At 66.2% G+C, this 17,314-nt stretch carries 18 protein-coding genes; 8 read left to right on the top strand and 10 right to left on the bottom strand.

Features of this window, described 5'->3' with window-relative positions:
• The first annotated feature begins 197 nt into the window (after positions 1 to 197).
• The gene (gene der, locus HD841_RS16010) at positions 198 to 1,571 is read left to right on the top strand and encodes a ribosome biogenesis GTPase Der (protein ID WP_179509893.1); all 1,374 of its coding nucleotides are present in this window, start codon (positions 198 to 200) and stop codon (positions 1,569 to 1,571) included.
• A gap of 93 nt (positions 1,572 to 1,664) precedes the next feature.
• On the top strand, positions 1,665 to 2,078 hold the full coding sequence (locus HD841_RS16005; RefSeq protein ID WP_179509892.1) for an Hpt domain-containing protein: 414 nt from the start codon (positions 1,665 to 1,667) through the stop codon (positions 2,076 to 2,078).
• An 82-nt stretch (positions 2,079 to 2,160) separates the two neighbouring features.
• Here the strand turns inward: HD841_RS16005 and HD841_RS16000 are convergent, their stop codons facing one another.
• Together HD841_RS16000 and HD841_RS15995 are read right to left on the bottom strand one after the other, a co-directional pair.
• The gene (locus HD841_RS16000; RefSeq protein ID WP_179509891.1) at positions 2,161 to 3,708 is read right to left on the bottom strand and encodes a glycosyltransferase family 32 protein; all 1,548 of its coding nucleotides are present in this window, start codon (positions 3,706 to 3,708) and stop codon (positions 2,161 to 2,163) included.
• Entirely contained in the window at positions 3,705 to 4,523 is an 819-nt protein-coding gene (locus HD841_RS15995; RefSeq protein ID WP_179509890.1) for a CatB-related O-acetyltransferase, read from the bottom strand. The genes HD841_RS16000 and HD841_RS15995 overlap by 4 nt, the downstream gene beginning before the upstream one ends.
• A 596-nt stretch (positions 4,524 to 5,119) precedes the next feature.
• Between HD841_RS15995 and HD841_RS15990 the strand changes: the two genes are divergently transcribed.
• Together HD841_RS15990 and HD841_RS15985 are read left to right on the top strand one after the other, a co-directional pair.
• On the top strand, positions 5,120 to 5,767 hold the full coding sequence (locus HD841_RS15990; RefSeq protein ID WP_179509889.1) for a peptidylprolyl isomerase: 648 nt from the start codon (positions 5,120 to 5,122) through the stop codon (positions 5,765 to 5,767).
• A 73-nt stretch (positions 5,768 to 5,840) separates the two neighbouring features.
• On the top strand, positions 5,841 to 6,263 hold the full coding sequence (locus tag HD841_RS15985; RefSeq protein WP_179509888.1) for a glycine zipper 2TM domain-containing protein: 423 nt from the start codon (positions 5,841 to 5,843) through the stop codon (positions 6,261 to 6,263).
• Between the two features lie 62 nt (positions 6,264 to 6,325).
• On the opposite strand, the gene bfr is transcribed toward HD841_RS15985, so the two are convergent.
• The 3 genes from bfr to purL form a co-directional block, all read right to left on the bottom strand.
• Entirely contained in the window at positions 6,326 to 6,841 is a 516-nt protein-coding gene (gene bfr / locus HD841_RS15980; RefSeq protein WP_179509988.1) for a bacterioferritin, read from the bottom strand.
• Positions 6,842 to 6,949: 108 nt separating this feature from the next.
• Complete coding sequence (locus HD841_RS20805) at positions 6,950 to 7,120, bottom strand: (2Fe-2S)-binding protein (RefSeq protein ID WP_257015657.1); 171 nt, start codon at positions 7,118 to 7,120, stop codon at positions 6,950 to 6,952.
• A gap of 230 nt (positions 7,121 to 7,350) precedes the next feature.
• Positions 7,351 to 9,570: a phosphoribosylformylglycinamidine synthase subunit PurL gene (gene purL / locus HD841_RS15975; protein ID WP_179509887.1), complete on the bottom strand. Its 2,220-nt coding sequence runs from the start codon at positions 9,568 to 9,570 to the stop codon at positions 7,351 to 7,353.
• A gap of 106 nt (positions 9,571 to 9,676) precedes the next feature.
• Here purL and HD841_RS15970 point away from each other — a divergent pair, with 106 nt between their 5' ends.
• The gene (locus tag HD841_RS15970) at positions 9,677 to 9,982 is read left to right on the top strand and encodes a polyhydroxyalkanoic acid system family protein (RefSeq protein ID WP_179509886.1); all 306 of its coding nucleotides are present in this window, start codon (positions 9,677 to 9,679) and stop codon (positions 9,980 to 9,982) included.
• Between the two features lie 128 nt (positions 9,983 to 10,110).
• Here HD841_RS15970 and fghA read toward each other — a convergent pair whose 3' ends face one another.
• The 5 genes from fghA to HD841_RS15945 all read right to left on the bottom strand — a co-directional run bounded on the left by fghA (position 10,111) and on the right by HD841_RS15945 (position 14,022).
• On the bottom strand, positions 10,111 to 10,947 hold the full coding sequence (fghA, locus tag HD841_RS15965; protein ID WP_179509885.1) for an S-formylglutathione hydrolase: 837 nt from the start codon (positions 10,945 to 10,947) through the stop codon (positions 10,111 to 10,113).
• A 3-nt stretch (positions 10,948 to 10,950) separates the two neighbouring features.
• Positions 10,951 to 11,334: a VOC family protein gene (locus HD841_RS15960; protein ID WP_179509884.1), complete on the bottom strand. Its 384-nt coding sequence runs from the start codon at positions 11,332 to 11,334 to the stop codon at positions 10,951 to 10,953.
• Positions 11,335 to 11,366: 32 nt separating this feature from the next.
• Positions 11,367 to 12,473, bottom strand: a complete 1,107-nt coding sequence (locus HD841_RS15955) for an S-(hydroxymethyl)glutathione dehydrogenase/class III alcohol dehydrogenase (protein ID WP_179509883.1) — start codon at positions 12,471 to 12,473, stop codon at positions 11,367 to 11,369.
• Positions 12,474 to 12,897: 424 nt separating this feature from the next.
• Positions 12,898 to 13,542 carry a histidine phosphotransferase family protein gene (locus tag HD841_RS15950; RefSeq protein ID WP_179509882.1) on the bottom strand — a complete coding sequence of 215 codons (645 nt, stop codon included), beginning with the start codon at positions 13,540 to 13,542 and terminating at the stop codon, positions 12,898 to 12,900.
• A 78-nt stretch (positions 13,543 to 13,620) separates the two neighbouring features.
• Positions 13,621 to 14,022: a M67 family metallopeptidase gene (locus HD841_RS15945; RefSeq protein ID WP_179509881.1), complete on the bottom strand. Its 402-nt coding sequence runs from the start codon at positions 14,020 to 14,022 to the stop codon at positions 13,621 to 13,623.
• A gap of 20 nt (positions 14,023 to 14,042) precedes the next feature.
• Here HD841_RS15945 and HD841_RS15940 point away from each other — a divergent pair, with 20 nt between their 5' ends.
• The 3 genes from HD841_RS15940 to HD841_RS15930 all read left to right on the top strand — a co-directional run bounded on the left by HD841_RS15940 (position 14,043) and on the right by HD841_RS15930 (position 17,312).
• Positions 14,043 to 14,990, top strand: coding sequence for an RluA family pseudouridine synthase (locus tag HD841_RS15940; protein WP_179509880.1), 948 nt, complete (start codon positions 14,043 to 14,045; stop codon positions 14,988 to 14,990).
• 75 nt (positions 14,991 to 15,065) lie between these two features.
• Positions 15,066 to 15,968: an RNA polymerase sigma factor RpoH gene (rpoH, locus tag HD841_RS15935; protein WP_163958507.1), complete on the top strand. Its 903-nt coding sequence runs from the start codon at positions 15,066 to 15,068 to the stop codon at positions 15,966 to 15,968.
• Positions 15,969 to 17,312 carry a flavin monoamine oxidase family protein gene (locus tag HD841_RS15930; RefSeq protein WP_179509879.1) on the top strand — a complete coding sequence of 448 codons (1,344 nt, stop codon included), beginning with the start codon at positions 15,969 to 15,971 and terminating at the stop codon, positions 17,310 to 17,312.
• Positions 17,313 to 17,314: the final 2 nt, after the last annotated feature.

Genomic DNA, 17,314 nt, shown 5'->3' with positions numbered 1-17,314 from the left:
GGGGGAGGTGGCAGCGCAAAGCGCTGACGGAGGGGGAGAAAAGGGCGGAAGCTCGGGCGCCTGCCTCCCGCCCTTTCCTCCCCCTCCACCACTCGGCTAGCGGCCGAGCGGTCCCCCTCCCCCTTGCGGGGGAGGAGTGAGGTGGCCGCGCCGGGGAGGATTGGTATTTTCCCGCCACCTCTTCTAAGAGCGCGGGCATGTCCCGTATTCCCACCGTCGCGATCGTCGGCCGTCCCAACGTCGGCAAGTCGACGCTGTTCAACCGTCTGGTCGGCAAGAAACTCGCCCTCGTCGACGATCGCCCCGGCGTCACCCGCGACCGGCGCGAGGGCGACGCGCATCTGATCGGCCTCGACTTCCGCGTCATCGACACCGCGGGTTACGAGGATCACGACGCGCAGACGCTGCCCGGCCGGATGCGGATGCAGACCGAGGCGGCGATCGGCCAGGCCGATGTCGCGCTGTTCCTGTTCGACGCGCGCGCCGGCATCGTGCCGCTCGACGAGGAGATCGGCCGCTGGCTGCGCTCCTCGACCACGCCGGTGATCCTCGCCGCCAACAAGGCGGAGGGCAAGGCGGGCGAGCAGGGCATTCTCGAATCACTGGCGCTGGGGTTCGGCGATCCCGTCCAACTCTCCGCCGAGCACGGCGAGGGGATGGGCGACCTGTTCGAGGCGCTGCTGCCGCATATCGAAAAGGCGCTCGCCGAAATGTCCGAGGAGGATGAGGACGACCGGCCCGATGCGCCGCTCAAGCTCGCCATCGTCGGCCGCCCGAACGCGGGCAAGTCGACGCTGATCAACCGCATGCTCGGCGAGGACCGGATGATCACCGGCCCCGAGGCGGGGATCACGCGCGATTCGATCGCGGTCGACTGGCTGTGGCACGATCCCAAGGGCGAGCCGCGCCCGGTGCGGCTGATCGACACCGCCGGCATGCGCAAGCGCGCCAAGGTGCAGGACAAGCTGGAGAAGATGTCGGTCGCCGATGCGCTGCACGCGGTCGATTTCGCCGAGGTCGTGGTGCTGTTGCTCGACGCGACGCTGGGGCTGGAGGCGCAGGACCTGCGCATCGCCGACAAGGTGCTCGAAGAGGGGCGGGCGCTGGTCATCGCGCTCAACAAATGGGACGTGGCGGAGAATGCCTCGTCGCTGTTCAACGGCGTCAAGCGCGCGCTCGAGGACGGCCTCAGCCAGGTCAAGGGCGTCACGGTGATGACGGTGTCGGCGGCGACCGGCAAGGGCATCGACCAGCTGATGCAGGCGGCGTTCGACACGCGCGAGGCCTGGTCGAAGCGCGTCGGCACCGGCGAGATGAACCGCTGGTTCGAACGCGCGATCGAGGCGAATCCGCCACCCGCGCCGGGCGGCAAGCGGATCAAGATGCGCTACGTCACACAGGTCAAGACGCGGCCGCCGAGCTTCGTGGTGTTTGGCACGCGCGTCGACCAGCTGCCAGCGAGCTACGAGCGGTATCTTGTCAATTCGATGCGCAAAGAACTGGGATTCGGGGCCGTTCCGGTCCGGATGACTTTCCGCGCGCCGAAGAATCCCTTCGACAACAAGGAATAACCTGCAACACTCGGCAACGTCGTGTTTACCGCTTGGGTGTAGGATCGCCGGCGAACCGATGTGGGATCACCCCACGGCCGAGGGGAGAAGGCAGTGTCGTTCGTAGGCAGCACGTTGGTGGATTGGGCGGTGTTCGCGCAGGCGCGCACCGAGCTCGGCACCGGCTTCGTGCGCATCCTCGGCTATTTCCGTGAGGACGGCGTCAAATCCGTGGTGGCGATCGAACAGGCGATGCGCAGCGGCAGCGCCGCCGCCATGGTCATCCCCGCGCACACGCTGAAGGGCGAGGCCCGCCAGTTCGGCGCCGAGCCGCTGGCGACTCTGGCCGAGTCGGTGGAGGAACTCGCGCGCGGCTGCGTCGAGCGGCAGGACACGTGCGAGGAGGCGCTGGAACAGGTGGTGCAATTGCGGCCGCTGTTCTTCGAGACGCTGGCGTTGCTGGAACGCGAGGCCAACCCGCTGGTCCCCCGGCGACCGGCGCCGGGGGGATTCGGGCGGAAGGTGTGACGCGGCAGGTTATCCAGGCGCCCCCGAGTGGAGGGGCGCTTTGCCGTTCTTGGGCGTTACCATCGCTATATCCGGCGCGGCTTCAAGTGATGCCGTTTATACGGGCGACGGCTTCCGCAAATATCGTGGGCAAGCCGTGATCGACATAGAGCGCACGCGCATATTCAAGGATAACGTCATGGCGATAGGCCGTCATGTCGTTGTCGAATGTGATCACCGTATAACGATCCGCCAGCAAGGACAGAAGCGCCTGCTGATCAGCCGGATCGAGGGATCGAATCTTGAAGTGGATCACCTGTGGCGACGCCTGATGCAGCAGAATGTCGTCGATGATCTGCCGTTCCATTCCCTTTGCATCGACAACGAGTATGTCAGGGCTTCGGCCGGCCGCCTCGGCGAGCATCGTGGTATGATCGATGATCGGCACAGGAATGGGATCGAGGCAATGTCGGATTTGCTCGGGTGTCGCTGTGTCGATCGTCCTTCCACCAACTGCGTTTTGGTCATCGTGGACAGACGATAGGCCGACCCGATCGGGCAGGCCGGGAGCGGCGGCACCTGCCGGGGTGATCGCGTCCAAGGTCGATTCTCCCGCGCCTTGGCCATAAGCGGCCGCAAGCAGCCGGCTGTTGCCGTTGCGCGCGTAAGCCTTTTTCAGCATCGCAAAAAGATGAGGATTGGGCTCGAGAAGAACGGCCGGCGGGTCATAGTTGATCAGTGCCGGACGTAGTGGATCGACGAGGGCGTCGTCGGCGGCACCGATCTGCCACACCATGCGATCCGCGTTCTGCGCCAATAGCCAGTCGACCACCTTGCCAAATTCAAACGCGGGCCGATCGCTGGGCCTGATCGCCAGATTAGGGAACAGGGTGGGGGCGACCTGCAGCGTCTTTTGTCGGATGTCGCGGATCGTATCGATCATCGTAGCGGCATCCTGCGCCCAAGGTCCGTCGAGGCTGGCGACGATCGCTGCAGTTTGCGTGATTTCGCCTTTGCCAAGCAGTTTCCACGCGGTGTCCTGCTTCGCCGCGGGTGTAAGCCACGACCCGCCCCAGATGTGTATCCCGAAGGTCTGCGCGAGGTCGCGCATCCGGATCGCCGCGAATGGCTCGTCGTAGAGATAGGGGTAGAAGGTGGCGGTTGGTAAGCGCGCATGCGGGTGCCGTTGCAGCGCCGCGCCGAACAGCCACGGACCGGTGGAGACGTTGGGGCGGCTTTCGTCGATCGGGTTGCGCAGGATATGTTGGACCAGCTCCAGAAAGAGCGGATGCCCCGGCGGCGTGGCGATGAAGCCGATCGAACAATAATCGGTGGCGTCGGTCTCGTTGCAGACGGTGAGGCGGCTCGTCATCTCATCGACCGCGAAAGGCATATGCGGCTTGATGTCGCAATCGAGATAGATGCCGCCCTCCGCGTGCAGGATTTCATAACGGGCGAGGTCGGCGCGCGCCGCATGGCTACGGAATTCCCGTAGGCGGTTCCGGCTCAGTGTCAGGCGGTCTATGTCGTCGTCTCTCCACGTGACGAACCGGCATTCCGGGAACTGACGTTGCCACGCCTGCCAATAGTGCTCATACTCAACGGGGACCGCTTTATCCCCGAACCAGATGCGGTGGAAGGTCGTGCTCATGCGGCGATGCCTGCTACAATCTGGCCGAGATCGCTGTCGTATCGGCACAGGATGGCATGTCCGCTGCGGTCGATCTGGACCATAGGCGGACGATTGAGGTCGACCTTTCCGCTGTCCAGATTGGCGGTCATCATTTCAAGTGCCTGTTCGATATTGGTGAAGTCGACATCGTCAAAAATCCGAAAATTATATTTCCACCAGCCGATTTCGAGCAGGCGCTCAATGATCGGTTGTTCGAAGCGATAGCGGATAATCTCCGCCGGGGTGCCCCCGACGATGGCGAAGGGAGGGACATCCTTAACAACGACGGCGCGTGACCCGATGATGGCACCATCGCCTACGGTCACGCCGCGCCGAATGAACACGCCTTCGCCGATCCACACATCATTGCCGACGACGATCCTGCCGAAGCGCGCGTCATACAGGTCCGTCGCGACGGCTTTACTTTTCGTAAGCATCGGCGCGTTCCGCATACGAAACTGCGATTCAAGATGCGTTGTCGACACCTTATGCTGGAAGATCGGATGGGTGGAGAGAAAGGTTGTTGGGTGTTCGGGCGGGCCCGTGAGGACGTTGGTCGCGATCGAGCAATACCGGCCGACGCTCGCCGTATATAGAAATTCGGTATTGCCGCCGTTGAAATACGAGAATGCCCCAATGAAATCGATCTGGAACGACCCGCTTTCGAGGCGTGCCGGTGCTTCGATCAAGGTCGAGGTTTGTTGATCAGACCAGTCAAAATGGGTGCGGTGGTCAATCGAAATCGAGACTTGCCTGCAAACGTCAATCGGAGCGCCGCTTATCAAAAAACTCATTGACCTACTTCTTCCCACATAGGCGCTGACGTGCTGCACGACGTATTGCGCATGCCGTCACGAGGGTATTGTAGATGCAATGGCATGTGGGCCGGTGAAAACCGCTAGAATACCGAGCGAAACGCTGCGTCCGTGCGCTGATTTCCGCCTAACCGAGGTCGACAGGGCAGTAGGGGTAGCCCCGTCACCAATAGATGACGCTCAGCCAGTCGGGCTAACGGCGCACCGTCGGCACGGCCCAGACGTCGAGGACGAAAACCACGGGGGAGAATCGAACGCCGGTCGACTCGATCCCCCGCGGCCCGAACGTGCCGGTGCCGGTTGTTCACCGGCTGGCTCCGCTCCGTATATTTCGTTGACGGCGCGTTCTGGGCAAGGATTGAATACGCCAAATCGCGGCCAAAAAAAAGGCCGGTCAGAAGACCGGCCGAAAGTTTTTAGGAGAGGATGCCTGAAAGGCACGGTCTTTGTGCATCGCAGCATGGCTTTGTGCAATTGCAAAAGCTGCAATCAGGCGTTCGTTAAGCACAATCGGTATTGGAATGGTCCTGTCGCAGATGGTTGTGCGTCGCGGGCGTTCGGCATAGCGGGTGACGATGCGCCTCTCCCTGATCCTGCTCGCTACCGCCGCGATGTCGACCGCCACACCCGCTGCCGCCCCCCGCGAGCCGGCGGTGGTGCGGGTGCGGCTCGACACGCCTTACGGACCGATCGTGCTGGCGCTGGAGGCGCGACGGGCGCCGCGGACCGTCGCCAATTTCATGGGCTATGTCGATGATGGCCGGTTCGACGGGATGAGTTTCTATCGCTCGGCGCGCAACCGCAGCAAGCCGGGGCTCGGCTTCATCCAGGGCGGCATCCGCACCGATGCACGCCGCATCCTGCCGTCGTTCCCGCTGGAGACGACGGCGATGACCGGGCTGCGGCACGTCGATGGTACGATCTCGATGGCGCGTCGCGCCGAAGCCGGGTCGGCGGGCGGCAATTTCTTCATCACCGTCGGCGCGATGCCGAGCATGGACGCCAAGGGCAGTTACCCCGGCTATGCCGCCTTCGGCCATGTCGTGTCCGGCATGGCGGTGGTGAAGCGTATCCTGGCGATGCCGACCGGGGGCGGGATGGGCGGGCAGTTGCTGCTGAAGCCGGTGCAACTGACCGCGGCGCGGCGGCTGACGGGCACGCCGCACCCGACCGGGCTGGTCAAACCGTGGCTGGTGAAGACCAGTGACGGGAGGCGGAATTGAGTTAGATCAAGGGCCTGGTGCAACCATTAGCAGCGCATCCGGTTATCTCGGCTATCCCCATAGGAGAGCAGCGATGAAGACCGGATTTCTAGCCATCTTGGCGACCGTGGCAATGGTGTCGCCGATCGCGATCGATCCGGTCTCCGCCCAGCGCGGCGACCGCTATCAGGATCAGCGCGGCGACCGCTATCAGGACCGCCGCGGCGATTATCGCTGGCAGGGTGACAACAACCGCGATTGGGAGCCGTCGCAGGCCTATCGCGACGGCCGCTATCGCGAGCGTCGTCTCGGCCGCAACGATCGCATCTACCGTGGTCGTGACGGCCGTGCCTATTGCAAGCGCAACGACGGCACGACGGGTCTGGTGGTCGGCGCGGTCGGCGGCGGCGTGCTCGGCAACCTCGTCGGCGGCGGCACGCTCGGCACGCTGCTCGGTGCCGGTGGTGGTGCCTTGCTCGGCCGGTCGGTCGATCGCGGCAAGGTCAAGTGCCGCTGAGCCGGATCGTTTGACCACAGGACGGCCCCGCGATCACGCGGGGCCGTTTGTCGTTGGGGCGATCAGCCGTTGAGGTGCGGCGCGGCGCCGGCCTTGGGCGAATCATGCTCGCTGATCGAGTTGAGCTGCACGTAATTGTGGATGCCCATGCGCTCAATCATCTCGAACTGGCGCTCGAGCGTATCGACATGCTCTTCCTCGCTGGCGAGGATGCGGGTGAACAGGTCGCGGCTGACGAAGTCCTTGGCTTCCTCGCAATAGGCGATCGCGCCCTTGAGCTGGACGACGGCTTCCTGCTCCATCGCGAGGTCGGAGCGGAGGATCTCCTCCACCGTCTCGCCGATGCGCAGCCGGCCGAGCAACTGGAAATTGGGCAGGCCGTCGAGGAAGAGGATGCGCTCCGACAGCCAGTCGGCGTGCTTCATCTCGTCGATCGATTCCATCCGCTCGTACTGGGCGAGCTTGTAGACGCCCCAATGGTCGAGCATCCGGTAGTGGAGCCAATATTGGTTGATCGCGGTCAGCTCGTTCTTGAGCGCCTCGTTCAGATACTCGATGACCCGCGGGTCGCCCTTCATCGTCATGACTCCACCTTTGATAGTCCGGATGGGGACGATCTAGGCGGCGGACAGCCATGGCGGCAAGTAAAAAACCGCAGAATTCTGCCGTTTTTTGTCGTGCGAACGTCAGGCAGCAGCGCGTTCGGTGTCGATAATGGCTCGCGCTACCACGACGCACTGGCCGCATTTCGCGCGGCAGCCGAGCGACTGATACGCCTGGCAGGCCGTCTGGCAGCCGTTGCGCGCGGCGGCACGCACTTGGGATTCTCGTATGGCATTGCAAACGCAGACAACCATGGTCGCTCCTCGGTTCCCCGCCTGTATGCGGATACTGCGAGACGTTCGCAAGTGGATTTGCGACTAATTCGCAGTCGCTGACGCACGGTTCGTCGCAACCGTCGAAATTCTTCTCCGCCAACGGGGAGGGAGGACAGGGTGGGCGCTCGATTATCCAGCTCCCGTCCTGTCCTCCCCCTCCGTCACGCCCTTCGGGCGCGCCACCTCCCCCTTGCGGGGAGGAATTTCAGTCAGGCCAGCGCCGAATCGGTGCCCATCAGCTTCGGGAAGAAGCCCTCGTGTGCGCTGCGCAGGTCGTCGAGCGTGACGACGTCGTCGCGGTCGGGGCGTTCGAAGATCAGGCGCTTGCCGCCGGTGCGGCCCAGCGGCTCGGCCTCGACGCCGGCGGCATGCGCGGCACCGAGGAAGTCGAGCAGCGCATGGTCGTGGACGGTGACGACATAGACGCCCTGATCCTCGGCGAAGAAGGCGCGCGCGCAGTCGAACGGCTGCTTGCGATCGATCATCGCGCCGATGTTGCCGGCGAGCGCCATCTCGGCGAGCGTCACCGCGATCCCGCCGTCGGACACGTCATGGACGGCGGAGAGCTGCCCGTCGCGAATTGCGGTGCGGATCAGGTCGCCGGTCTTGCGCTCGGCGGCCAGATCGACCGGCGGGGGCGGGCCTTCCTCGCGGCCGTGGCATTCGCGCAGGTAGAGCGACTGGCCGAGATGGCCGCCGCGCTTGCCGACGGTCAGGATGATGTCGCCGGTGCCCTTGAAGGCGATGGTCGCGTTCTTGGTCCAGTCCTTGAGCAGGCCGACGCCGCCGATCGCCGGGGTCGGCAGGATCGCACTGCCGCCGCCGGTCGCCTTCGATTCGTTGTAGAGCGACACGTTGCCCGACACGATGGGGAAGTCGAGCGCGCGGCACGCCTGCGCCATGCCGTCGAGGCAGCCGACGATCTGGCCCATGATCTCGGGCCGCTGCGGATTGGCGAAGTTGAGGCAGTTGGTGATGGCGAGCGGGGTCGCGCCGACCGCGGTCAGGTTGCGCCATGCCTCGGCGACCGCCTGCTTGCCGCCTTCGACGGGGTCGGCGAAGCAGTAGCGCGGGGTGCAATCGGTGGTGATCGCCAGCGCCTTGTCGGTGCCGTGGACGCGGACGACCGCGGAATCGCCGCCGGGCGCCTGCACCGTGTCGGCGCCGACCATATGGTCGTATTGCTCCCAGATCCAGCGGCGGCTGGCAACGTCGGGCGAACCCATCAGCGTCAGCAGGTCGGCGGCGATGTCCTTGCTTTCCGGCACGTTGGTCAGCGGCGCGGGCTTGGGCGTCGGGACGTGCGGACGGTCGTACAGCGGCGCCTCGTCGGCGAGCGGACCCAAGGGAATGTCGCAGACGGTCTCGCCCTGCCACGTCAGCACCATGCGGCCGGTGTCGGTGACGCGGCCGATGACCGCGAAGTCGAGCTCCCATTTGCGGAAGATCGCCTCGGCCTCGGCCTCGCGGCCGGGCTTGAGGACCATCAGCATGCGCTCCTGCGATTCGGAGAGCATCATTTCATAGGGCGTCATGCCGGTTTCGCGCTGGGGGACGTCGTCCATCACCAGCTCGATGCCGACGCCGCCCTTCGACGCCATCTCGACGCTGGAGGAGGTGAGGCCGGCGGCGCCCATGTCCTGGATCGCAACGATCACGTCGGTCGCCATCAGTTCGAGGCACGCCTCGATCAGCAGCTTCTCGGTGAAGGGATCGCCGACCTGCACGGTCGGGCGCTTGGCGTCGGCGTCCTCGCCGAAATCCGCCGAGGCCATCGTCGCGCCATGGATGCCGTCGCGGCCGGTCTTGCTGCCGACATAGACGATCGGATTGCCGATGCCACTGGCGGCCGAATAGAAGATCTTGTCCTGATCGGCGACGCCAACGGTCATCGCATTGACGAGGATGTTGCCGTCATAAGCGGGATGGAAATTGACCTCGCCGCCCACCGTCGGGACACCGACGCAATTGCCGTAGCCGCCGATGCCGTGGACGACGCCGGCGATGAGGTGGCGCATCTTGGGGTGCGTCGGCGAGCCGAAGCGCAGCGCGTTCATATTGGCGACCGGTCGCGCGCCCATCGTGAAGACGTCGCGCAGGATGCCGCCGACGCCGGTCGCGGCGCCCTGATACGGCTCGATATACGAGGGGTGGTTGTGGCTCTCCATCTTGAAGATGGCGGCCTGGCCGTCGCCGATGTCGATCACGCCGGCATTCTCGCCGGGGCCGCAGATCACCTGCGGGCCTTCGGTGGGGAGCTTCTTGAGGTGGATGCGGCTCGACTTGTAGCTGCAATGCTCGGACCACATCACCGAGAAGATGCCGAGCTCGACGAGATTGGGCTCGCGGCCCAGCGCGTGCAGGACGCGCTTATATTCTTCCGTGGACAGGCCGTGGTCGGCGACGATCTGGGGCGTGATCTCGGTCATGCCCGCGCCTTAGCGGGGTGGGGCGGGTTCGTCACCATCGCTGATCGGTTGACGCTGCACCGGCCGGACGGGCAGGGCGCGCGGCAGATTATTCCCGGAGACGATGATGGCCGCGATCCCGTTCGACATTCCCCACAGCCTCGGCCGCGAGGAAGCGCAGCGGCGGATCGAGGCGGGGCTGCCGAAGCTGGCGCAGCATATCCCCGGCGGCGGCACGGTCGACGCGGAATGGACCGGGCCGGATGCGCTGGCGCTGGCGATCGTCGCGATGGGGCAGAAGGCCGCCGTCGACATGGCGGTGGGCGAGGACAAGGTCAGCGGCACGGTGAAGGTGCCGATGATGCTGGCGATGATGTCCGGCCCGATCGCCGAGTTCGTGAAGACGAGTGCGGAGAAGATGCTGAAGGGATAACCTTTCCACGCCGACCATCGTCCTCACCCATCGCCGGCTTCGCCCTCTCTCCCTCTCCCGGCGGGAGAGGGAAGGGGCCCGCCCGGCGCAGCCGGGTGGGAAGGGTGAGGACGGGTTGCTTTGCTGTCTTACGTCAACCGCTCGGCGTGCCACGCGAGATGGTCGGCCATGAAGGTCGAGATGAAGTAATAGCTGTGGTCGTAACCCGGCTGCATCCGCAGCGTCAGGTCGATGCCTGCTGCTTCGCATGCATCCGCCAGCAACTGCGGCTTGAGCTGCTCGGCGAGGAACTGGTCGGCATCGCCCTGATCGACGAGCAGCGCGGGGACGCGCGCGCCGTCCTCGATCAACGCGACCGCGTCGTGCCGGCGCCATGTCGTGCGATCGTCGCCGAGATAGCCGCCCAGCGCCTTCTCGCCCCAGGGCACCTGGCTCGGCGCGACGATCGGGGCGAAGGCGGACACCGCCTTGAAGCGATCCGCGAGCGTCAGGCCGATGGTCAGCGCGCCATGGCCGCCCATCGAATGGCCCATGATCGACTGGCGATCCATGTCGACGGGGAAATGCGCGGCGATCAGCGCCGGCAGTTCCTCGGTGACGTAGGACCACATGCGGAAGTGCGGCGCCCAGGGGATCTGCGTCGCGTCGACGTAGAAGCCCGCGCCCTGGCCGAAATCGTAGCCAGCATCGTCCGCTACGCCAGCGCCGCGCGGCGAGGTGTCTGGCGCGACGAAGATCAGCCCGAGCTCGGCGCAGGCGCGGCGGAATTCGCCCTTGTCGGTGACGTTGGCGTGCGTGCACGTCAGGCCGGAGAGATACCAGACGACCGGCAGCTTCTGCCCCTCGTCATGCGGCGGCACGTAGACCGAGAAGGTCATCGGCGTGCCCGTCGCGGTCGATTCGTGGCGATACACGCCCTGCGTGCCACCGAAGGCCCTGGCGGTGGAGACGGTCTCGAACGTCATCGTTCAGGCCGCCATGCGATGGACGGCGCAGACCTTGTTGCCGGCGGGATCGCGCAGATAGGCGAGGTAGAGTTTGCCGAACGGCGATTCCCGCGGGCCGGGTGCGTCCTCGATCGCGGTGCCGCCATTGGCGAGGCCGGCGGCATGCCAAGCCTCGACCGCCTCCGCCGAGCCGGCGGCGAAGCCGACCGTCCCGCCATTGGCGTGACAGGCGGGTTCGCCGTTGATCGGCTTGCTGAGCAGCAGCCGGCCGCCCGCATGGGTATAGGCGGTGCGGCCCTTCGGGTCGCTGACCCCCGCGGGCACGCCGAGCGCGCCGAGTGCCGCGTCGTAGAAGGCCCTGGAGGCGGCCATATCGTCGGTGCCGAGCATGACGTGGGAAAACATCTGGTCTGTCCTTGTAGCGGCGAACGGGCGCGTCAGTAGATCACGACGCTGCGGATGCTTTCGCCGGCATGCATCAGGTCGAAGCCCTTGTTGATCTCGTCGAGGCTGAGGCGGTGCGTGATCATCGGGTCGATCTGGATCATCCCGTCCATGTACCAGTCGACGATCTTGGGCGTATCGGTCCGCCCGCGCGCGCCGCCGAACGCGGTGCCGCGCCAGTTGCGCCCGGTGACCAGCTGGAACGGGCGGGTGCTGATCTCCTTGCCCGCCTCGGCGACGCCGATGACGATCGACGTGCCCCAGCCGCGATGGCAGCACTCGAGCGCCTGGCGCATCACGTCGGTGTTGCCGGTTGCGTCGAAACTATAGTCGGCACCACCGTCGGTCAGCTGCACGATATGCGCGACGATGTCGCCGACCTGCTTCGGATTGGCGAAATGGGTCATGCCGAAGCGGCGGCCCCAGTCCTCGCGATCCGGGTTGATGTCGACGCCGACGATCATCTTGGCGCCGGCGAGCTTGGCGCCCTGGATCACGTTGAGGCCGATGCCGCCGAGGCCGAAGACGACGACGGTGTCGCCCGGCTGCACCTTGGCGGTGTGGACGACCGCGCCGACGCCGGTGGTGACGCCGCAGCCGACGTAGCAGCTGGTGTCGAACGGCGCATCGGGGCGGATCTTGGCGACCGCGATCTCGGGCAGCACGGTGAAGTTTGAGAAGGTCGAACAGCCCATGTAGTGGAAGATCGGCTGGCCCTTGTAGCTGAACCGCGTCGTGCCGTCGGGCATCAGCCCCTTGCCCTGCGTCGCGCGGATCGCGGTGCACAGGTTGGTCTTTTGGCTGAGGCACGACTTACACTGGCGGCATTCGGGCGTGTAGAGCGGGATGACGTGGTCGCCGACACTCACGCTGGTCACGCCCGCGCCGACCTCGCGCACGATGCCGGCGCCCTCATGGCCGAGCACGCTGGGGAACAGCCCCTCGCTGTCGAGGCCGTCGAGCGTATAGGCGTCGGTGTGGCAGATGCCGGTCGCCATGATCTCGACCAGCACCTCGCCCGGCTTGGGGCCTTCGAGGTCGAGTTCGACGATCTCGAGCGGCTGTTTGGCTTCGAAGGCGACGGCGGCGCGGGTCTTCATGGGGGCAGGCTCCGGTAATCTGTGCGCTGCGGTTACCGCTTGTCGGTGGGGCGGGGCAAGCGATGGTGCGTTTCCGTCGCGTGCCGGGTGACCGAGGGCGCGGCTGGGTGGGATCGACATGCATGCCAATTTCCCCCCGCCACGGCTTCGACCCGGCATTCCCGGGGAAGGGCTATCGCCTATCGCTGCAATGATGAGGTTCGATCGGCGTCCTCCTCCTATCCGTCACCCCGGACTTGTTCCGGGGTCCACTCTGCGGCGAGGAGATAGGCTTGACGGGACACCGTTCTCTTGTGGCCCGGTGGACCCCGGAACAAGTCCGGGGTGACGGGATGGGATTGGAAGGCGGCGGACTCAAGCGGATGTCCCCATGCGATAGCCCGCTCTGGCGCGGGGACGCGTTCGACTGGCTGTCGACCCCGCCTTAGCTCCCGCGGAACACCGCGCCGAAGATCATGATCGTCTCGGTCGGCTCGCTGATCTGGATGGTGCCGCCGGCCTGCGTGACGAGGCTGTGGACCAGATAGGCCGCGGCGGTGCGCGGGGTAACGCCGTCCGGCCCCTCGCCATGGTTGAGCGCGGTGCGCAATTCCGGCGCGAGGATGATGCGCGGCCCCTCGATCTTCACGACGATCTCGAGCTGGCCGTTGTTCTCCTCGCCGCCGACGTCGAGCGTGCCGCCGCGGACCAGCGCCTCGCTGGCGATCAGCGTCAGGTTGAGCATCACCTTGAGCGCGGTCTTGGGCAGCGAGTTCGCCTCGACCCACCAGTTGAAGGTGGTGCGCTTGTTGTCGATCAGCAGGCCATCGATCGCCGCCTTGGCCTCGCGGCTGTCGACCTGCTCGCCGAAGCCGCCGGCGCCGCCGAAGGCAAGCCGGAAGAACTTGAGCTTGTTGGCCGATGCGCGCGCGCTCTCGCTGAGCAGCTGGAACACGCGGGCGCGCATCTCCTCGTCGGTTTCGTCGGTCAGCAGCTCCAGCCCGTTGTTGAGCGCGCCGACCGGCGAAAGCAGGTCATGGCACAGCCGCGAACAGAGCAGGCTGGCGAAATCGACCGGACTGACGGACATGAACTTCCCCTGGATTGATACGGGCGTGTGTGGCCGAGCCGAGTCGTGCGCGCAAGGGCGAGCACGCGGGCGCGGCCGTCAGCGGATGACGAGCGCGACGGGCGCGAACCGGCCCTCGACCGGCCCGTCGGCGACCGCGCGCCAGCCGCGCAGCGCGCCGCCGCCGGCGATCAGCCACATCGCGCCGTCGGGCGCCGCGCTGGCCGCGTCGCGCGGCGAGGGGCGGGGATCGCCGGTCGGGTGCGAATGGTAATGGCCCACGATCGCCGGCCCGCCGTTGCGCGCGGCGCGGTGCGCGGCGAGCAGCGTCGCCGGGTCGATCTCGAACCAGCGCGCCGGATCGGCGGCGACGTTGCGGCAGGGGCGGATCGCGGTCACGGCATCGGCGCTGCCGAACAGCAGCCCGCACACTTCCGTGCCGGGGGAGGCGGCGGCGTCGCGCAGGATCTGTCCGACAAGATCGCTTGTAATCGCCAGCATGATGCCCACATCCCTAAGTCATGGACCGGGGGGTTTCCATCATCGAAGCGACGATCGCGCCGGCGGCGGATGGCTGGCGACTGGATCGCGCGCTTGCCGAGGCGGTGCCGACGCTGTCGCGCGAACGGCTCAAGGTGCTGATCGCCAGCGGCGCGGTGACCCGCGACGGGTTGATGGTGCGCGATGCCGCGAAGAAGGCGGCGGCCGGCGACCGGCTGCTGGTCGCGGTGCCGATCCCGACGCAGCCGCACAACGAGGCGCAGGATATCCCGCTCGTCGTCGCTTATGAGGACGAGCATCTCATCGTCATCGACAAGCCTGCCGGGCTGGTCGTCCACCCCGCCGCGGGCAATCTCGACGGCACGCTGGTCAATGCGCTGCTGCATCATTGCGAGGGGTCGCTGTCCGGAATCGGCGGCGTCGCGCGGCCGGGGATCGTCCATCGCATCGACAAGGACACGTCGGGGCTGATGGTCGCCGCCAAGACCGACCGGGCGCATGAAGGGCTGGCGCGGCAGTTCCACGACCACAGCATCGACCGCCGCTATCGCGCGATCGTCGGTGGGGTGCCGCGGCCGGCCGAGGGCAAGGTCGACGCGCCGCTCGCGCGGTCGGCGACCAATCGCAAGAAGATCGCGATCGTCCAGGGCGGCAAGCGCGCGGTGACGCATTTCCGCACGATGCAGGTGCTGCGCGACGCGGCGCTGGTCGAATGCCGGCTGGAGACGGGGCGGACGCATCAGGTGCGCGTGCACATGGCATCGATCGGCCACGCCTTGCTGGGTGACCCGGTTTATGGTAGAACAAAGGGTGCTCAAAAAGCGCTGCTCGACACGCTGGGTTTTCGCCGCCAGGCCTTGCATGCGGCGCATCTGGGGTTCATCCATCCGGTGAAAAGCACCGCTTTGGCGTTCGATAGCGTTATGCCTGCAGACATGCAGGAACTGTTCACCGAGCTTCACGTATAGGTTCGAGCCGTTTCGTCGCCGCCGATTCAAAGCAGGGCGGGACGAAATGCCTCCGCAAGAAAGGGAGATCAGATCATGGCAGCCCGCAGCAACGTCCCCGCGACGATTCCTGCCCTCGGCGGGGAGCAGAGCCTCAACCGCTACCTGTCCGAGATCAAGAAATTCCCCATCCTGGCTCCCGAGCAGGAATTCATGCTCGCCAAGCGCTTCCAGGAGCATGGCGATACCGATGCGGCCGCCCAGCTGGTCACGTCGCACCTGCGGCTCGTCGCCAAGATCGCGATGGGCTATCGCGGCTATGGCCTGCCGACCTCGGAGCTGATCTCCGAGGGCAATATCGGCCTGATGCAGGGCGTGAAGAAGTTCGAGCCCGATCGCGGCTTCCGCCTCGCCACTTATGCGATGTGGTGGATCCGCGCCTCGATCCAGGAATATATCCTGCGGTCGTGGAGCCTGGTGAAGATGGGCACCACCGCGGCGCAGAAGAAATTGTTCTTCAACCTGCGGCGGATGAAGTCGAAGCTCGACGCGTTCGAGGACGGCGACCTCAAGCCCGAACATATCACCAAGATCGCCACCGACCTGGGTGTCGCCGAAAGCGACGTCGTGTCGATGAACCGCCGCATGGCGATGGGCGGCGACACGTCGCTCAACGTCTCGATGCGCGAGGACGGCGAGGGCCAGTGGCAGGATTGGTTGCAGGACGATGCGCCGTTGCAGGACACCGTCGTTGCCGAGGCGCAGGAGGCGGATGTCCGCCACGGCATGCTGGTGTCGGCGATGGACGACCTCAACGATCGTGAGAAGCATATCCTCACCGAGCGGCGCCTGACCGATGACCCGAAAACGCTCGAAGAGCTGAGCCAGGTCTATGGCGTGAGCCGCGAGCGCGTGCGGCAGATCGAGGTGCGCGCGTTCGAGAAGCTGCAGAAGGCGATGATGCGCATCGCCGGCGAGAAGCGGCTGCTCGCGGCGTAAATGGTCGCGACTTCCGGCCTCATCGTCGTCATCGGCGGCGGTGCGGCCGGGATCGCGGCGGCGCGGCGGTTGCACGACGCCGGTAAGGACGTGTTGCTCGTCGAGGCGGGCGACCGGCTCGGCGGACGGGCGCGAAGCCTTCCTCTTGCTGACCTGCATATCCGACCGCCGTTTGCCCTGAACGTGTCGAAGGGCATGGCTCCACCGCAGCCGCGGGATTCGACAGGCTCAGCCCGAACAGATGGGGGCCGAACGGATGGGGTGGCCGTTGATGCCGGCTGCGGCTGGCTCCATTCCGCCAAGCGCAATCCGTGGACCGCGATCGCCGAGCGCGAGGGCTTCGCGATCGACCGCTCGTCGCCCAATTGGGGCGTGCAATGGCGCGACCTCGGCTACCCCCCCGAGGAACAGGCGGCGTTCCGCGCCGCATATGAGCGATGGGACGAAGCGGCGCATGATGCGCTCGACGGCCCCGACCGCCCCTTGTCGGATTTCATCGCCGCCGACGATCCGTGGCGGCCGATGATCGATGCGATCTCCGGTTATGCCAATGGCGCGCCGCTCGACCGGGTCTCGCTGCACGATTGGGCGGCCTATGAGGATGCGGCGACCGACGACAATTGGGCGTTGCCGGCGGGCTATGGCACGCTCGTCGTCCATCAAGCGGGCGACGTGCCGGTGCGGCTGAACACGCCGGTGACGCGGATCGATCATCGCAGGCGGGCGATCCGGCTCGATACGCCTGCCGGTACGATCGAGGCCGATCGCGTCATCCTCGCCGTGCCCACCACCGCCTATGCGGGGATCGCGTTCGACCCGCCGCTGCCGGACAAGCTGGACGCCGCGGCGGCGCTGCCGCTCGGGCTTGCCGACAAGGTGTTCCTCGCGGTCGATCGCCCGGAATGGCCCGCGCAGGCGCATCTGATCGGCAATCCGCATAGCGCCTGCACCGCCAGTCACCGGCTGTCGCCGTTCGGCCTGCCGATCGTCGAAAGCTTCTTCGGCGGTGCCTGTGCCGAGGCGATGCCGGATGGCCGCGCGGCGAGCGACTTCGCGATCGAGGATCTGGTCGGCCTGCTCGGCTCGGATTGGCGCCGGCGGCTCGCGCCCGTGCACGCGACGCACTGGCGTGGAGAACCGCATATCCACGGCAGCTACAGCCACGCCCGGGTCGGCCAGGCCGGCCAGCGGGCGGTGCTCGCCGCGCCGGTCGACGACCGGCTGTTCTTTGCCGGCGAGGCCTGTTCGCGCCATGATTTCTCGACCGCTCACGGCGCCTATCAGACCGGCGTCGATGCGGCCGAAGCGATCCTGCACTTGATGGGGGCCGCGCCGCGACCGTAAGG

Origin of the sequence: Sphingomonas melonis (genome assembly GCF_013409985.1) — a bacterium.
In the GTDB taxonomy this organism is placed as follows: Bacteria; Pseudomonadota; Alphaproteobacteria; order Sphingomonadales; family Sphingomonadaceae; genus Sphingomonas; species Sphingomonas melonis_A.
This window is presented reverse-complemented; position numbering and strand designations above follow the sequence as displayed.

Bases quoted from the DNA above. Each gene is read 5' to 3' on its own strand.
- der (WP_179509893.1), top strand. From the start codon at position 198: ATGTCCCGTATTCCCACCGTCGCGATCGTCGGCCGTCCCAACGTCGGC.
- HD841_RS16000 (WP_179509891.1), bottom strand. From the start codon at position 3,708: ATGAGCACGACCTTCCACCGCATCTGGTTCGGGGATAAAGCGGTCCCC.
- HD841_RS15995 (WP_179509890.1), bottom strand. From the start codon at position 4,523: ATGAGTTTTTTGATAAGCGGCGCTCCGATTGACGTTTGCAGGCAAGTC.
- HD841_RS15990 (WP_179509889.1), top strand. From the start codon at position 5,120: ATGCGCCTCTCCCTGATCCTGCTCGCTACCGCCGCGATGTCGACCGCC.
- HD841_RS15985 (WP_179509888.1), top strand. From the start codon at position 5,841: ATGAAGACCGGATTTCTAGCCATCTTGGCGACCGTGGCAATGGTGTCG.
- bfr (WP_179509988.1), bottom strand. From the start codon at position 6,841: ATGAAGGGCGACCCGCGGGTCATCGAGTATCTGAACGAGGCGCTCAAG.
- HD841_RS20805 (WP_257015657.1), bottom strand. From the start codon at position 7,120: ATGGTTGTCTGCGTTTGCAATGCCATACGAGAATCCCAAGTGCGTGCC.
- purL (WP_179509887.1), bottom strand. From the start codon at position 9,570: ATGACCGAGATCACGCCCCAGATCGTCGCCGACCACGGCCTGTCCACG.
- HD841_RS15970 (WP_179509886.1), top strand. From the start codon at position 9,677: ATGGCCGCGATCCCGTTCGACATTCCCCACAGCCTCGGCCGCGAGGAA.
- fghA (WP_179509885.1), bottom strand. From the start codon at position 10,947: ATGACGTTCGAGACCGTCTCCACCGCCAGGGCCTTCGGTGGCACGCAG.
- HD841_RS15960 (WP_179509884.1), bottom strand. From the start codon at position 11,334: ATGTTTTCCCACGTCATGCTCGGCACCGACGATATGGCCGCCTCCAGG.
- HD841_RS15955 (WP_179509883.1), bottom strand. From the start codon at position 12,473: ATGAAGACCCGCGCCGCCGTCGCCTTCGAAGCCAAACAGCCGCTCGAG.
- HD841_RS15950 (WP_179509882.1), bottom strand. From the start codon at position 13,542: ATGTCCGTCAGTCCGGTCGATTTCGCCAGCCTGCTCTGTTCGCGGCTG.
- HD841_RS15945 (WP_179509881.1), bottom strand. From the start codon at position 14,022: ATGCTGGCGATTACAAGCGATCTTGTCGGACAGATCCTGCGCGACGCC.
- HD841_RS15940 (WP_179509880.1), top strand. From the start codon at position 14,043: ATGGACCGGGGGGTTTCCATCATCGAAGCGACGATCGCGCCGGCGGCG.
- rpoH (WP_163958507.1), top strand. From the start codon at position 15,066: ATGGCAGCCCGCAGCAACGTCCCCGCGACGATTCCTGCCCTCGGCGGG.
- HD841_RS15930 (WP_179509879.1), top strand. From the start codon at position 15,969: ATGGTCGCGACTTCCGGCCTCATCGTCGTCATCGGCGGCGGTGCGGCC.